Source organism: Angustibacter sp. McL0619 (assembly GCF_049994355.1).
Classification (GTDB): domain Bacteria; phylum Actinomycetota; class Actinomycetes; order Actinomycetales; family Angustibacteraceae; genus Angustibacter.
The window spans coordinates 348,138-363,296 of sequence record NZ_CP188257.1; the positions used below are offsets into that span (position 1 = coordinate 348,138).

At 70.1% G+C, this 15,159-nt stretch carries 13 protein-coding genes; 8 read left to right on the forward strand and 5 right to left on the reverse strand.

The window, feature by feature from the left end:
- The first annotated feature begins 8 nt into the window (after window positions 1-8).
- From ACPPVT_RS01720 to ACPPVT_RS01755, 8 genes are all read left to right on the forward strand, one after another.
- Window positions 9-1,025 carry a LacI family DNA-binding transcriptional regulator gene (locus ACPPVT_RS01720; RefSeq protein WP_426564870.1) on the forward strand — a complete coding sequence of 339 codons (1,017 nt, stop codon included), beginning with the start codon at window positions 9-11 and terminating at the stop codon, window positions 1,023-1,025.
- 390 nt (window positions 1,026-1,415) lie between these two features.
- Entirely contained in the window at window positions 1,416-3,032 is a 1,617-nt protein-coding gene (locus ACPPVT_RS01725; protein WP_426567029.1) for a glycoside hydrolase family 13 protein, read from the forward strand.
- An 87-nt stretch (window positions 3,033-3,119) separates the two neighbouring features.
- Entirely contained in the window at window positions 3,120-4,499 is a 1,380-nt protein-coding gene (locus tag ACPPVT_RS01730) for an ABC transporter substrate-binding protein (protein ID WP_426564872.1), read from the forward strand.
- 15 nt (window positions 4,500-4,514) lie between these two features.
- Window positions 4,515-5,471 carry a carbohydrate ABC transporter permease gene (locus ACPPVT_RS01735; protein WP_426564874.1) on the forward strand — a complete coding sequence of 319 codons (957 nt, stop codon included), beginning with the start codon at window positions 4,515-4,517 and terminating at the stop codon, window positions 5,469-5,471.
- A complete protein-coding gene (locus ACPPVT_RS01740) occupies window positions 5,468-6,457 on the forward strand; it encodes a carbohydrate ABC transporter permease (RefSeq protein WP_426564876.1) in 990 nt (329 codons plus the stop codon). The genes ACPPVT_RS01735 and ACPPVT_RS01740 overlap by 4 nt, the downstream gene beginning before the upstream one ends.
- Before the next feature lie 61 nt (window positions 6,458-6,518).
- Window positions 6,519-7,850, forward strand: a complete 1,332-nt coding sequence (locus ACPPVT_RS01745; RefSeq protein WP_426564878.1) for a hypothetical protein — start codon at window positions 6,519-6,521, stop codon at window positions 7,848-7,850.
- A gap of 91 nt (window positions 7,851-7,941) precedes the next feature.
- Complete coding sequence (locus ACPPVT_RS01750) at window positions 7,942-8,745, forward strand: PP2C family protein-serine/threonine phosphatase (RefSeq protein WP_426564880.1); 804 nt, start codon at window positions 7,942-7,944, stop codon at window positions 8,743-8,745.
- Window positions 8,746-8,844: 99 nt separating this feature from the next.
- Complete coding sequence (locus ACPPVT_RS01755) at window positions 8,845-11,121, forward strand: putative bifunctional diguanylate cyclase/phosphodiesterase (RefSeq protein ID WP_426564882.1); 2,277 nt, start codon at window positions 8,845-8,847, stop codon at window positions 11,119-11,121.
- Here ACPPVT_RS01755 and ACPPVT_RS01760 read toward each other — a convergent pair whose 3' ends face one another.
- The 5 genes from ACPPVT_RS01760 to ACPPVT_RS01780 form a co-directional block, all read right to left on the reverse strand.
- Window positions 11,122-11,904 (reverse strand): hypothetical protein, encoded by a 783-nt coding sequence (locus ACPPVT_RS01760; protein ID WP_426564884.1) that lies wholly within the window; start codon window positions 11,902-11,904, stop codon window positions 11,122-11,124.
- A complete protein-coding gene (locus ACPPVT_RS01765) occupies window positions 11,904-12,245 on the reverse strand; it encodes an S-adenosylmethionine decarboxylase (RefSeq protein WP_426564886.1) in 342 nt (113 codons plus the stop codon). The genes ACPPVT_RS01760 and ACPPVT_RS01765 overlap by 1 nt, the downstream gene beginning before the upstream one ends.
- Window positions 12,246-12,393: 148 nt before the next feature.
- The gene (locus ACPPVT_RS01770; RefSeq protein ID WP_426564888.1) at window positions 12,394-13,158 is read right to left on the reverse strand and encodes a DUF4097 family beta strand repeat-containing protein; all 765 of its coding nucleotides are present in this window, start codon (window positions 13,156-13,158) and stop codon (window positions 12,394-12,396) included.
- Window positions 13,158-13,805 (reverse strand): response regulator transcription factor, encoded by a 648-nt coding sequence (locus ACPPVT_RS01775; RefSeq protein ID WP_426564890.1) that lies wholly within the window; start codon window positions 13,803-13,805, stop codon window positions 13,158-13,160. The genes ACPPVT_RS01770 and ACPPVT_RS01775 overlap by 1 nt, the downstream gene beginning before the upstream one ends.
- Entirely contained in the window at window positions 13,793-15,049 is a 1,257-nt protein-coding gene (locus tag ACPPVT_RS01780) for a sensor histidine kinase (RefSeq protein ID WP_426564892.1), read from the reverse strand. Before ACPPVT_RS01780 ends, ACPPVT_RS01775 begins: the two co-directional genes overlap by 13 nt.
- Window positions 15,050-15,159: the final 110 nt, after the last annotated feature.

Sequence of the window (15,159 nt, forward strand, 5' to 3'; positions counted from 1 at the left end):
TTGCGCGCGTGTCGAGACGTCTTGCAGAGGTAGCGCGCCGGGTCGGAGTCAGCGAGGCCACGGTCAGCCGGGTGCTCAACGGCAAGCCCGGGGTCTCCGACGCGACCCGCGAGAGCGTGCTCACCGCCCTCGACGTGCTCGGCTACGAGCGGCCGACGAAGCTGCGCGGCGAGCGGGCGCGGCTGGTCGGGCTGGTGATCCCCGAGCTGCAGAACCCGATCTTCCCGGCCTTCGCCGAGGTGCTCGGCGCGGGTCTGGCGCAGAACGGGATGACCCCGGTGCTGTGCATCCAGACCGCCGGAGGGGTCTCGGAGTCGGACTTCGTGGACCTGCTCATGCAGCAGCGGGTGGCCGGCGTCATCTTCGCCGGTGGGCTCTACTCCCAGCGTGACGCCGACCATGAGCACTACGAGCGGATCCTGGACCGCAAGCTGCCGGCGGTGCTGCTCAACGCGGCGATCGAGCACCTGCAGATGCCGCAGATCGTGTGCGACGACGCCAGCGCGATGGAACAGGCGATGGGCCACCTGCTGGCACTGGGGCACCAACGGATCGGGCTGGTGCTGGGACCAGAGGACCACGTGCCGTCCGAGCGCAAGCTGCACACTGCCCAGCTGATCGCGGCCGACGCCGGCATCGAGCTCGGTCCGGAGTACGTGGTGCGCAGCCAGTACTCGCTGCAGGCCGGCCAGTCGGCCGCGAACAAGCTGGTCGCCCGCGGGGTGACCGGCCTGGTCTGCGCCAGCGACCCGCTCGCGCTCGGCGCGATCCGGGCCGTCCGTCGGGCCCGGCTCAGCGTGCCGGGCGACGTCTCCGTGGTGGGGTACGACGACTCCGCCTTCATGAGCTGCACCGAGCCGCCGCTGACCACCGTCCGGCAGCCGATCGAGGCGATGGGCCGCGCGGCCGTCGACCTGCTGATGCGCCAGATCGGCGGCGAGAGCACGCAGAGCGACGAGCTGCTCTTCGAGCCCGAGCTGGTCGTCCGGCGATCCACCGGCGCAGCACCGACGTCCCCCGTCTGACCCCGCCCTCCTTCCCTCCCTCGCACGCCCCCCTCGCGCCCCCCGGCGTCCCCGGCGTCCCCGGCGTCCCCGGCGTCCCCGGCGTCCCCGGCGTCCCCGGCGTCCCCACTTGTGGCGAGCTATGGGGGCCTCGGCGGCCTCCGAGGCCCCCCAAACGCGTCACAAGTCGGGGAAGGGGGGCGGGTGCGGGGCGAGGTGGAGGTCGGGTTTAGAAAGTAATCTTGTCAAGTTCTTGCGTGATCCTGTTCACCCTGTCTAATGTCCTCGTTCAGAATCACCGACGATCTGAGGAGGGACTGCGTGGCACTGCAGGACGCCACCCGTGGCTCACTCGAGGTCGTACCGACTGCGGCCGCCGTCCGCACCGTCGACTGGTGGCGCAGCGCCGCGATCTACCAGGTCTACCCGCGCAGCTTCGCCGATGGCGACGGCGACGGCGTGGGCGACCTGCTCGGCGTCCTGAACCGGCTGCCCTACCTGCAGGACCTGGGGGTCGACGCCATCTGGTTCACCCCCTGGTACCCCTCGCCGATGGCGGACGGCGGGTACGACGTGGCCGACTACCGCGCGATCGACCCGGTGTTCGGCGACCTGCGCCTGGCCGAGGAGGTCATCACCACCGCCTCACGGCTCGGCATCCGGACGATCGTGGACGTCGTCCCCAACCACGTCTCGGACCAGCACCGCTGGTTCCAGGAGGCGCTGGCCGCGGCCCCCGGCTCGCCCGAGCGCCAGCGGTTCTGGTTCCGCCCCGGCGTCGGCCCGGACGGCGCGCTGCCGCCCAACGGCTGGCAGTCCAACTTCGGCGGACCGGCCTGGAGTCGGACGACGGACGCCGACGGCAACCCCGGCGAGTGGTACCTGCACCTGTTCGCCCCCGGCCAGCCCGACCTCAACTGGGGCTGCCCGGTGGTCCGCGCCGAGTTCGAGGACGTGCTGCGGTTCTGGTTCGACCGCGGGGTGGCCGGCGTCCGGATCGACTCCGCTGCGCTGTTGGTCAAGGACCCGTCGCTGCCCGAACTGCGCGAGAAGCTGGGGCCTGGCGAGCACCCGTACGTCGACCGGGACGAGCTGCAGGACGTCTACCGGTCCTGGCGGCAGATCGCGGACGAGTACGGCGACCGCGCCCTGGTCGGCGAGATCTGGCTGCCGGACGTCGAGCGCTTCGGCCGCTACCTGCGTCCGGACGTGCTGCACACCGCCTTCAACTTCGACTTCCTGACCTGCGCATGGGACGTCGACCGGCTGCGGCGCTCCATCGAGACGACGCTCGCGGTGCACGAGCAGGTCGGCGCCCCTGCAACCTGGGTGCTGGCCAACCACGACGTGACCCGACCGGCCACCCGATACGGGCGTTCGGACACCTCGTTCGCGTTCGAGCGCAAGCGTTTCGGCACTCCGACGGACCTGGACCTCGGGTTGCGCCGGGCCCGCGCAGCCGCGCTGCTGAGCATGGCGCTGCCGGGCAGCGTGTACGTGTACCAGGGCGACGAGCTCGGCCTGCCCGAGGTCGAGGACCTGCCGCTGGACCAGCTCGAGGACCCGATGCACGAGCGTTCGGGCGGTATCGACCCCGGTCGGGACGGCTGCCGGGTGCCGCTGCCGTGGTCCGGTCAGGAACCGCCGTACGGCTTCAGCGCACCCCTGCTCGGTGCGGGTGCCGCGCCGACCTGGCTGCCCCAGCCATTGTCCTGGAACGGGATCAGCGTGCAGGCGCAGCAAGGTGACGTCGGCTCGACGCTCTCGCTCTACCGCGAGGCCCTGCGGCTGCGACGCGAGCACCCGGACCTCGGCGACGGTCGGCTGCGCTGGCTGACCGCGTCCGAGACGGACGTCGAGGGCGTGCTCGCGTTCCGCAGGGGCCCCTCGCTGGTCTCGGTAACGAACCTGCGCCCCGGACCGGTCGACCTGCCGGCCCACCACCGCGTGCTGCTCAGCAGCGCTCCGCTGGAAGGAGGTCGGCTACCGGCGGACACCACCGTCTGGCTCGACGCCCCGACGACCTGAGCCACCGCACCTGCGCAGTACGCGACAAACCTTCCGCAACACAGGACGAGCCGGCACCGCCGGCCGCATGACCAAGGAGCGACGACGATGTCCTCACGACGACGGACCACGGCCTCGGCGGGCGCGCTCGCCGTGCTGGCAGTGAGCATGCTGGCGGCTTGCGGCAGCTCGGTGAACGCGGCCGACGGCAAGGCCAGCAAGGACGGCAAGGTCACCATCTCGGTCGAGGGATGGCGACCCGGCAGCGAGCAGGCAACCATCGACACCTTCAAGGCGCAGGCGGCTGCGTTCATGTCGGCCAACCCGAAGATCACCATCGAGCCCAAGGAGTGGGAGTGGAAGGGTGAGACGTTCGCGACGCAGCTCGCCGGCGGCACGCTGCCCACGACCTTCCGGGTTCCGTTCACCGACGCCCGCGGCCTGATCGAGCGCAACCAGATCCTGGACGTCAGCAAGCAGGTCAACGCGCTGCCCTACGCGAAGAAGTTCAACCCCAGCGTGCTGGCGGCGGTGCAGAGCACCGACGGCAAGATCTTCGGCCTGCCGACCGGGGTGTACGGCATGGGGCTGCACTACAACCGCGACCTGTTCAAGGCAGCGGGCCTGGACCCGGACAACCCGCCGACGACCTGGGCCGACCTGCGCGCCGACGCCAAGGCGATCCACGACAAGACCGGCCAGCCCGGCTTCGTCACCATGAGCAAGGGCAACACGGGCGGCTGGGACCTGACCACCTTCACCTACGCCATGGGTGGCCGGATGGAGTCGGCGGACGGCAAGACCGCGACCGTGAACAACGACTCGACCAAGCAGGTCCTGGCACAGCTCAAGGCCATGCGCTGGCAGGACAACTCGGTCGGCACCGGTGCGCTGCTCGACTGGGGCGGCATCAACCAGGCGTTCGGCGCGGGCAAGGCCGGCATGTACGTCAGCGGCTCGGACGTGTACAACGCGCTGGTGCAGCAGAACAACGTCAAGCCCGGGTCGTACGGCCTCGGCCTCCTGCCGATGGCCGACTCCACGGACGCCGGCGTGCTCGGCGGTGGGTCGATCGCGGCGGTCAGCGCCAAGGCGAACCAGGCGCAGGCCGATGCAGCGGTGAAGTGGAACGACTTCTACTACATGCGCAAGCTGAGCGAGCAGGACGCCGCGGTCGCGGACGCCAAGACGCTCAACGAGGGCAAGCAGCCGGTCGGCACGCCGCAGCTGCCGGTGTTCGACGCGGCCACGCTGACGTCGTACAACGACTGGATCAAGCCGTACGTCAACGTGCCCATCGACCAGATGTCCGCGTTCACCAACGGCATCAACAACCAGAAGTTCCTGGCCGAGCCGGTGGCGCACACCCAGGAGGTCTACGCGCTGCTCGACTCCGTCGTGCAGAAGGTGCTGACCGACAAGAACGCCGACGTGAACCAGGTGCTCGACAAGGCCAACACCCAGGCCCAGGCGCTGCTCGACAAGTGAGGACCGCAGTAACCGATGTCGAGCACCTCTGAGCTCCTGCGCCGTCGCCCGCCCCGCTCTGCGGCCGGGCGGCGGCGCAGGACTGCCCTGACCTGGGTCCACGACGGCGGCCTGACCACCCTGCTGTTCGCCGCACCACTGCTGATCGTGTTCACGCTGTTCTCCTGGTACCCGATCGTGCGCGCGGTGGTGATGAGCGTGCAGCAGACCAACCTCGTCACCAAGCCGGTCTACGTCGGCTGGGCGAACTTCCACCAGGTGCTGTCCGACCCGCTGCTACCGACGGCGGTGCGCAACACCGGCTACTTCGCTGTGCTGGCACTGGTTCTGGGCTACCCGGTGCCGCTGTTCCTGTCGGTGCTGATGAGCGACCTGCGCCGCTCGCGGGGGCTGTTCACGGTGCTGGCGTACCTGCCGGTCGTCGTCCCGCCGGTGGTAGCGGTGCTGCTGTGGCGCTTCTTCTACGACTCCAGCCCGGACGGGGTGTTCAACACGATCTTCGGCTGGGTGCACCTAGGACCGTTCTCCTGGTTGGACTCCGCGCGGACGGCGATGCCGTCGCTGGTGCTGGAGGCGACCTGGGCCGCTGCCGGCGGAACGGTCATCATCTACCTCGCCGCGCTGGTCGCCGTACCGCCCGAGCTGTACGACGCAGCGGACGTCGACGGCGCCAGTACCTGGCGCAAGGTCTGGCACGTGACGGTCCCGCAGCTGCGCGGCGTCATGCTGATCACCTTGATCCTGCAGATCATCGGCACGGCGCAGGTGTTCATCGAGCCGTACCTGTTCACCCGGGGTGGTCCGGACAACTCCACGACCACGGTGCTGCTGCTGATCTACGACTATGCCTTCGGCAACAGCCTCGGCGGTGACTACGGCGCCGCCGCCGCGCTGAGCCTGATGCTCGCTGTGTTCCTCGCGGTGTTCTCGTTGCTGTTCTTCCGCGTCACCCGCTCCTGGAGCAGCTCATGAGCCTGGGCGTGGACGCGCTGCGCGACGCCGAGCCTGAGGCGGTGGCGATCGCCGAACAGCCTGTGCGGCAACGCCGTCGGCGGGTTCGCCGTCCGGTCGCGGACGACGCGAGCCAGCGCGGCATCACCACGGTGCGCAACGCGCGCACCCCGTGGGCACGCTGGTCCCGTCGGGTGGTCTACGGCGCGTTGCTCGCAGGTCTGGTGGTCGCCGCCCTCGGCCCGTTGCTGTGGCTGGCGAAGTCCGCGATCACCCCGACGCAGGACACGTTGCGCCAGCCAATGGCGCTGTTCCCGCACGGCACCGACTGGACGAACCTCAAGACGGCCTGGGTCGACGTCCAGCTGGACCGGTACTTCCTGAACACGCTGATCATCGCGGCGGGCTCCTGGGCCTGCCAGATGGTGGTCGCGACCACCGGCGGCTTCGTGCTGTCGGTGCTGCGCCCGCGCTATGCGAAGGTGCTGAACGCGATGGTGCTGGTGACACTGTTCGTGCCGGCCGTCGTCCTGCTGGTTCCGCTCTACCTGACAGTGCTGGACGTGCCGGTGATCCACCGCTCGTTCATCAACAGCTGGTGGGGCGTGATCCTGCCGGCCGGCGCGAGCGCCTTCAACGTCGTGCTGGTGACGCGCTTCTTCGACAGCCTGCCGCGGGAGGTGTTCGAGGCGGCCCGGGTGGACGGCGCCGGGCCCTGGCGGCTGTTCTGGTCGGTGGTGCTGCCGATGTCGCGGCCGGTGCTGGGCGTGGTGTCGGTGTTCGCTGTGCTGGCGGCCTGGAAGGACTTCGTCTGGCCGCTGCTGGTGCTGCCCGACCCGGTGAAGCAGCCGTTGTCGGTGAGGTTGCCGACCCTGCAGCCGATCATCGAGCTCGACGTGTTCCTGGCCGCGCTGCTGATCTCGACTGCCGTGCCGCTGGTGATCTTCCTGGTGTTCCAGCGGTTGTTCCTGCGCAGCGGCGAGCTCGGAGGCGCGATCAAGGGCTGATCCCGGGCTCAGGAGTCCGAGCGAGGCTCACCCCGAGTACGTTGGGTGCCGGGGTGGTGAGATGAAGGGGCTGATCGTGCGGTCCGGTCACCGACCAGGTGACGGTGCCCGCATAGCAGATCGCGGCCACGCCGGCGGGCCGTCGTCGTCCAGCGACGCGCTCCTGCGGCTGCAGCGCTCGGCGGGCAATGCCGCTGTCAGCGAGATGGTGCAGCGCTATGCCTCGGGCGAGCACGCCAGTCAGGGTGACCGTGCCCCGGGCTCGCAGCGACTCACGATCGGCAAGGAGACCCTGACATCTGGCGAGGTGAACGCGCTCGCCGACCTGTACGGGAGGCCGGAAGACCTGCTGAAGGCGAACCCTGTGGAGCTCGCCGCGGTCCTTGCTCTGGTACGCAGGGAAGCCGCCGGCGGGGCGGTCAAGGAGGAGGAGTGGGACACCGCGACCAACGGTCGTTACACGAAGCTGAACCTCAAGAACGCCGCGCACTTCGCCCCCCGAGACCCCGCGCTCATCTCGCCCCCCGCAAGCGCCGGAGCGGCCGGAGACGACAACGTCGCTACGTTCCTTCGCTACTACGCCGAGACCGTGACGACCACGTTCCAGTCCGTGGATGTGGCCAGCACCGATCCAGGCAAGGCCAAGGAGCTCAGTGATCGGGCCGCGGTGACCGCCGGGTTCGCCGAGCACTTCCTGATGGATGCCTTCAGTGCCGGGCACCTGATCAACAAGGACGACTTCATCGCCAAGCTGAAGGAGAACCTCGATGCTCTCCCGGCAGGCAAGCTCACCGCTCTGTTCGAGGCCGTGGCCAATGGCGTGCTCGCCGATCCGGCGTCGAAGTCGCTGCTGGACACCTACGAGTCCGCCGATGCGTACCACCTCGGATGGCATCCCAACTTCAGCAGGGCGGGCGCGTTCAAGGTGCTGCTCGAAGAGCTGTACAAAGACCCTGACGGGAAGCAGGCTGTCTACAGCGGTCTCGTGAAGTTCGTGCACGACCAGCTCAGCACGCGCAACGGCGGTAGCGGACTCGTCGGGGTCGAGGTGCAGAACAAGTTCGAGACCTGGGTGATGAGCGGGGACAAGACGCTCGCGAAGAGCCCGGACACCCAACGGGTGATCGAACAGGCAATGACCAGGTTCCGTGCCCTCGTCAAGGACTACCGAATGGCGCCCAGGTCGATGGCGTCCCCGATCGCGGACGCTGACCAGGTGACTGACTACTTCCCGCATCCGACTCCGGCATCCGCCACGATGATCTCGGCGCTCGTCACGAAGGTCACGGATCCGGCTGGCGGGGCGGCGGCGTCGCTGATCTCCGTCGTCAAGGCAGAACTGCCTGCGATCATGTTGGCGCTGCTGGCCCGTGGAAAGATCCGCAGGGCCTGATCGAGATTGACACCTTCTGTTGCGCTCGTAGCAAGATGAGGCGCGGTCTCGGCTGGCGGTGCCGCGCGGAAGGGGGTTGGTGGTGACGTCGATGCGGGCTGTCGGGCGCACCCACCCCGGCCTGCGACGGCCGACCAACGAGGACTCGGCGTTCGTCGGACGCCGGCTGGCGGTGGTCGCCGACGGCATGGGCGGCCACGAGTTCGGTGAGGTCGCGAGCGCCATCGCCACCGACGCGGTCATCTTCCTGGACGACGGTCCGGGTCCGAACGGACTGCCCGAGGAGCTGGCCGCGGCGATCGAGCTCGCCGACGAGCGGTTGCGCTCCGCGGTGGAGAAGACGCCGTCGTTGCGGGGGATGGGCACCACCATGACGGCGATGTTCGTCGACGGCGAGCAGGTGGCGATCGGGCACGTGGGCGACTCCCGGGCCTACCGGCTGCACGACGACGAGCTCGAGCAGCTGACCACCGACCACACCGTCGTCCAGCTGCTGGTGCAGCAGGGCATCCTGACGCCGGAGCAGGCCGTCTCGCACCCGCGCGGCAACCTGATCACCAACGCCCTTCAGGGCGAGCCGGGTGGCGCCCAGGTCGAGACGACGACCCGGCGGGCCGTCGTCGGCGACCGCTACCTGCTGTGCAGCGACGGCCTGCCCGACTACGTCTCGGACGCCGACATCCGTGACGCCCTCGAAGAGCCGGACCCGGACGTCGTCCTGGACCGGCTGCTGCAGCTGGCGCTCGACACGGGGGCGCCGGACAACATCACCTGCGTGGTCGCCGACCTGGTGCCGGACGACCAGTCCGGCGACGCGGGCGAGCACCCGCCGTACCTGCTTGGCGCGGCTCGCGAGGTGGCCGATGACCTGGCTGCCCGGAACAGCGCCGGTTGACGCTCAAGCCTTGCCTTACTGAGCCGATGATCAACTGAGCGTTCCGTCCGGCATTTCCCTGAGTGTCCGGGCGGCCCGTCGTCATGATGCGGAGGAGCTGTGTCAGGCACCTTCGCGCGCACAAATACCGCAGGCAGCGCCGAGCGCAGACTAGGGCAGGCGGCGCTGGTCGTCGCCGCGGTCGGCACCGGCTCGGCTGCGGTGCTGCCCGGCGGCTCGGACGGCCCGGCCATCCGGACCGCGCTGGTCATCACCCTCGCCCTGTTCTTCGTCATCCAGCTGACCCGGTTGCTGTTCGCCGCCGGGCGGGACCGGTCCCGGCGGGCCGCGCTGCTGGTGCTGCTGGCCGGGGTGACCGCGTGGGCGGCCGGTTCGGCCATGGTCAGCGCGAGCCAGGCGGTCGCGACGGTGACGTTCCCGGCGCCCGGCGAGGTGCTCTACGTGATCTCCTACCTGGGGATGGCGGCCTTCCTGATGCTGGACGTCCCGCGTCCGCGGCTGCCCGCCGCGGCGCTCTGGCTGGACGCCGCCGTCGTCTGCGGTGCCGCGGTGTGCGTGTCCAGCTTCGTGGTGCTGACGCCGCTGGCCAGGGGCTTCGACCAGGGGGGCGTCGCGCTCCTGCTGGCGATCCTCTACCCGCTGCTCGACCTGCTGCTGGCCACGATGGTCTTCGCCCAGATGCTGCTCGGCCACCGCAGCCGCTCGCGTCGGACGGCCTGCCTGGGAGCGGGCTTCATGGCGCTCGCGATCGCGGACTCCAGCTTCGTCATGACGCTGACCAGCGACGCGCGGGACGCGTACACGACCAACATCGGGCTGGACGTGATCTGGGGTGGGGCCTTCGCGCTGATCATCGGCGCCGCCTGCAGCCGCGAGCGCTCAGCCGAGTACTCGCCGACCGACCGCCAGCAGTCGCGCATCCTGGTCGCCGCGGCGTCCGTCGCACTGGTCGCCCTGGTGCTGCACCCGAGGGGGACGATCGGCTGGTGCATCACCCTGCCGGCCATCGTGACCCTGGTCTGCGCCGGCGGCCGGCTGGTGCTCGCCCTTAATGAGGCGCGCGGTGCGGCTGAGGCGTTGCGGCTGTCGATGACCGACGAGCTGACCGGCCTGCCCAACCGACGGGCTGTGCTCGCGGCCACCGACGAAGGGCTGCGCGGGGACTCACCGCTCGGCTTCATGCTGCTCGACCTGGACGGCTTCAAGGACATCAACGACAGCCTCGGGCACGGTACCGGCGACGAGGTGCTGCGCACGGTCGCGCACCGCATGCAGCTGACGCTGCCGAACCAGGTGCTGGTGGCGCGGCTGGGCGGCGACGAGTTCGCGGTGCTGACCGACACCGAGGACGAGCTGGCGCTGCTCGAGCTCGCGCACGAGGTGCGCCGGGTGCTGCTCGCGGCCGTACACGTGGACAACCTCGACCTGGCGATCCGCGCGTCGATCGGCATCACGGTCCGCGACCCGGGCGACGTCTCGGCGACCGACCTGCTACGCCGGGCGGACGTCGCGATGTACGAGGCCAAGCAGGCGCGCGCCGGGGCTCTGCTCTACGACCCGTCGCAGGAGGTGTTCACCCGGCAGCGGCTGCGCCGCAGCGAGGAGCTGCGCGACGCGATCCGCGAGGGCCAGCTGGTGCTCTGGTACCAGCCGCAGGTCGACGCCGCGAACCGCGAGCTGCTGGCGATGGAGGCGCTGGTCCGCTGGCAGCACCCGACCGAGGGGTTGCTGTCGCCGATCGAGTTCCTGCCGGACGCGCGTCGAGCGGGGCTGATGCCGGCCTTGTCCGAGTGGGTGATGCGCCAGGTGATCAGCGACGCGGTCTCGTTCGCGGCGACCGGCTCGAGCTTCCGGGTAGCGATGAACTGCGCTCCGCTGGAGCTGCTCGGCGGGCAGCTGCTGCCGCGGCTGTTCCACACGTTGGAGGAATCCGGGCTGCCCGGCGACCGGGTGCTCATCGAGGTCACCGAGGAGTCGTTCCTGTCCGACCCGGAACGCGCGCGCGAGGCGATGTACCAGCTGCGCGAGCACGAGGTGCAGGTCGCGATCGACGACTACGGGACCGGGTTCTCGTCGTTGTCCTACCTGCGCGCGCTGCCGGTCCAGGAGCTGAAGATGGACCGCTCGTTCGTCAGCACGCTGCTGACTGACGAGCGCACCCGGCTGATCGTGGCGACCACGACGAACATGGCGCACGCGATGGGGATGCGGCTGGTCGCCGAAGGGGTGGAGGACGAGCAGACCGCGCAGGTGCTCGTCGAGATGGGCGTGGACGTCCTGCAGGGCTACCACATCGCCAAGCCGATGCCGGTGGCCGAGATCGGCCCGTGGGTGCGCCGCTGGGCCGCCCAGCCGACGCCGCAGCGCGCGAGCTGACTAGCTGCCGGACAGCCGCGACAGGTCGTCCGGCAGGTCGAACCCGGCATCGAGCGCGGCCAGGTCCGCGTCGAGCGTGTCGAGCGCGGCGAGGTCGAGGACCAGCTCGCGTTCGCGACGGCGGAAAGCCGCACGCTCAGGTACGACGATGCCGTCCAGCCCGATGCCGAGGGTGACCAGCCGGTAGGCGTCCGGCAGGTCGCGGCGCTGGGCGTCGAGCATCGCCGCGAACGGCGAGTACACCGGCGTGCTGTGCGCCGACCCGAGGTAGGGCGCGGTCCGGACGCCGGGCAGCGGGCGGGTGGTGATACCGACGCTGGACAGCAGCCGGCGCACGCGCTCGTCCAGGATGGCGATGAACGCGCTCATCCCGTTGACCTGCGCGACGGTCATCAGTCCGTGGTAGAGCGCGAGAGAGAGCCGGCTGCTTCCGGCCACGCCGGCCCGCACACACAGTGTGCCGACCTCCCAGGTGGTGGAGAGGTCCAGTCCGGCGGCGGCGGCGGACCGCGCGCCGTCCACCTGCCAGGGTGCCTGGGCGACGTCGTCCAAGGCCTTGAAGCCGGAGCGGCCGGGCGCGATCAGCCGGACGGCGGCCACCACCTCGTCGCCGGCGTCCGCGATGACGAGGAAGATCGAGTCGGCCTCATAGGGCCCGTACTCCTCGTCGAGCTCGGCGCGGGTGTTGCCGAACCAACGCTGGAACACCTCGGCCTCGCACTGGCGCGCCGACTCCAGCAGGTCGCCGCGGGCGTCGAAGTGCATCCAGTACTGGTTCCTCATCAGAACTCCTTCGAGACCAGCTCGTAGGCGTCGAACGACTTTTCGGTGAGGTCGAGGACGGTCTGCGCGGAGAACGGCTTGCAGGCGTAGATGTCGACACTGAAGAACAGCCGCGGCACGTCCCAGGCGTAGAAGTGCGCCCCGGAGGTCTCCCAGTGGATCCAGCCGGCCCAGCCGTACAGCGGTGACTGGTGGGTGACCGGCTCCATCAGCGACACCATGTCGATGGCCGTGGAGAGCTCGGACAGGTAGGTGCGGATCGAGGCGGCATCGATCGGCTCGTGGCACAGGCCTTCGACAACGAGGCGCTGGCGGCAGATCTCTGGGGCAAGGTCGCGCACTTCAACTCCATGACAAGGGCCCGGGCATTGCCCCGGGCCTGCGAGCGAATCCTGTCACCTGATAGCCCAAACGTGAACACCTGTCACCATGAGTGCCGGAAAGGCGCAAAAGTACGGCAGAGAGTGCCCATTTGGTGACTCTATGGAGTCACTCGGCGTAGGATACGTCGACCGACCCGCCGCTGGAGTGCGCCACAATGGTCCGCGACGAGGACGGGTCGGTCCGCACCGAGACGTCGCTCGAGCCGGCGCTGGAGTCCGCCTCGACCCGGTAAGCCTCGTCGCCCTGGGGCAGCAGCACAGCGACCGAACCGGCGCTGGACGTCGCCTTGACCGAGGTCGGCGCGGTGCTGAACGACAGCTCCACCGAGCCGGCCGAGGAGTCGGCCTGCACGTTCGCCGAACCGAGCCGGACGCCGTCGACGTGCCCGGCGCTGGACGACAGGTCCAGAGCGCCGGTCAGCCCGGTCACCCCGACGTAGCCCGCCGAGCTGTGCGCGGTCACCTGGACGTCGGCCGGGACCACCAGGTGCACCTTGCCCGAGCACCCGCGCCCGAAGTCGATCCCGCAGCTGGAGCGGATCACCAGGTGGTCGCCCTCCTGCCGCTCGCTGAAGGACGGCTTGGTCAGCGACCAGGAGATGGTGCGGTCCAGCCGGGTGACGTCGTCCGTCCCGGCGACGATCTGCACGGACTCGGCGCCGACGTCGACCTCCACCACCCGGATGCCCTGGTAGCTCGCCTGACGCTGCGCGGAGTCGCGGCCGATGGAGCCGATGATGTTCATCGTCCCGGCCAGCACGGACAGCACCGCGAACGCGATGCCCAGCCCGATCAGCAGCGGCCGTGCGCTCCCCGCGGGCGGCGGCGCTCCTTCGGGCTGGGTCTGCTGCGGGACGTCTTGGACCGTCATCACGAACCTTCCAGGTAGCGCAGGACCGCGAGCACGCGGCGGTGGTCCTGGTCAGCAGGGGGCAGCGCGAGCTTGAGGAAGATCGAGCTGACGTGCTTCTCGACGGCGCCCTCGCTGACCACCAGCTCGGCGGCGATGCCCTGGTTCGAGCGGCCCTCGGCCATCAGCCGCATCACGTCGGTCTCGCGCGGAGTCAGCCCGCCCAACGGGTCGACCCGACGGCTGCGCACCAGCAGCTGGGAGACGACCTCCGGGTCGAGCGCGGTCCCGCCGTCGCCGACCCGGCGGACGGCGTCCACGAACTCGCGGACATCGGCGACCCGGTCCTTGAGCAGGTAGCCCACCCCACGGGTGTCGGAGGCGATCAGGTCGGTCGCGTAGCGCTCCTCGACGTACTGGCTGAGCACCAGGACGGAGACGTCCGGGTGCTGCGCGCGGATGACCAGCGCGGCCCGGATGCCTTCGTCGGTGTGCGTCGGCGGCATCCGGATGTCCACGATGCAGATGTCCGGCAGCAGCTCGTCCACCTTGCGCAGCAACGCCTCCGGCTCGTCGACGGCGGCGACGACGTCCAGTCCGGCGTCGGTCAGCAGCCTGACGATGCCTTCACGCAGCAGCACCGAGTCCTCGGCGATCACGACTCGCACGGCACCTCCACAGCAATGGTCGTGCCGACGCCCACCGGGCTGATCAGCTGGAAGGTCCCGTCGACGGCGCGGACCCGGTCTCGCAGACCGACCAGCCCGCTGCCGGCCCCTTCGGTGGCACCGCCGTCGCCGTCGTCCACCACGGCCACCTGCAGCCGGTCGCGGCCCGCCGCGTCGTGCCGGAGCTCGATGTGCACGGACGCCTGCTTGGCGCCCGAGTGGCGGGCGACGTTGGTCAGCGACTCCGAGACGACGAAGTACGCGATGGCCTCGGCGGTCGGACCGGGCCGACGCTCCAGCCGGACGTCGAGCCGCACCGGCACCGGCGAGCGTGCGGCCAGGGCGGACAGCGCCGCGTCCAGCCCGCGGTCGGTGAGCACCGCCGGGTAGACGCCCCGGATCACGTTGCGCAGCTCGGTGATGGAGTCCTTGGCCTCCTGGTGCGCGCGGATCACCAGCTCCTTGGCGGCCTCGGGGTCGGAGTCGAGCTTCTCCTTGGCCATCCCGAGGTTCATCGCGAGCGATACCAGGTGCTGCTGCGCGCCGTCGTGCAGGTCGCGCTCGATCCGGCGTCGCTCGGCGTCGGCCGCGTCGACCACCCGGGCGCGCGACTCGGTCAGCGAGGACACCTCGGCCTTGAGCAGCTCGGCGCCGCTGGGCGCCAGCAGGGTGCGCACGAGGGCGAGCTCGGCGTCCGCCAGGGCCTTGGTCAGCACCGGTGCCAGCTGCAGTGCCAACAGGCCGATGCCGAAGCCGGCCAGCACCTCCAGCCACGGCGTCCAGTGCAGCCAGGTGACGACCTGGCCGCCGTACAGCGCGAAGCCGTAGGCGGGCAGCAGCACGCCGGCAAGCCCGATCGCCCAGACCGCCACCGCCAGGCTGTAGAACACGGTGCCGACCGGCAGCATCAGCAGGCAGTACGCAATCTCCTTCCACGCCCCGCGTGAGGAGATGAGCGCCCAGGCCCGACGGGCGGCGTTGGTGTCCTGCGGCGTCAGCCGAGGGCGCTTGGGCAGGTCGACGCCGAGAAACAGGTTCGCCCGGCCGCGTTCGAACGAGGCCAGGCCGTGCGCGGTGTAGACGGTGGCTACCAGGATGACCACGCCGGTCCCGAAGAGCGGCAGCAGGCCGATGCCGAGCGACAGCCCCACCAGGACGACGGTGAAGGTGATGATCCCGACCGGCAGGCCGAGCGTGACGTAGGCCAGTGCCAGCCACGTCTTCGACCCCCATGAGTTGCGCATGTGCCCACCGTATTCAGGGGTGTCCCTGAGCCGCCATGACGCTGGCAGCCGGATCGAACCGGGGGTTTCCCCTACCCCCATTGGGGCGCTTCCCGGACAGACACCGGGGT

What these genes read in the sequence shown, in the direction of transcription:
- ACPPVT_RS01780 (WP_426564892.1), bottom strand. Translation starts at nt 15,049, where the DNA reads ATGCGCAACTCATGGGGGTCGAAGACGTGGCTGGCACTGGCCTACGTC.
- ACPPVT_RS01730 (WP_426564872.1), top strand. Translation starts at nt 3,120, where the DNA reads ATGTCCTCACGACGACGGACCACGGCCTCGGCGGGCGCGCTCGCCGTG.
- ACPPVT_RS01750 (WP_426564880.1), top strand. Translation starts at nt 7,942, where the DNA reads ATGCGGGCTGTCGGGCGCACCCACCCCGGCCTGCGACGGCCGACCAAC.
- ACPPVT_RS01740 (WP_426564876.1), top strand. Translation starts at nt 5,468, where the DNA reads ATGAGCCTGGGCGTGGACGCGCTGCGCGACGCCGAGCCTGAGGCGGTG.
- ACPPVT_RS01770 (WP_426564888.1), bottom strand. Translation starts at nt 13,158, where the DNA reads ATGACGGTCCAAGACGTCCCGCAGCAGACCCAGCCCGAAGGAGCGCCG.
- ACPPVT_RS01735 (WP_426564874.1), top strand. Translation starts at nt 4,515, where the DNA reads ATGTCGAGCACCTCTGAGCTCCTGCGCCGTCGCCCGCCCCGCTCTGCG.
- ACPPVT_RS01760 (WP_426564884.1), bottom strand. Translation starts at nt 11,904, where the DNA reads ATGAGGAACCAGTACTGGATGCACTTCGACGCCCGCGGCGACCTGCTG.
- ACPPVT_RS01745 (WP_426564878.1), top strand. Translation starts at nt 6,519, where the DNA reads ATGAAGGGGCTGATCGTGCGGTCCGGTCACCGACCAGGTGACGGTGCC.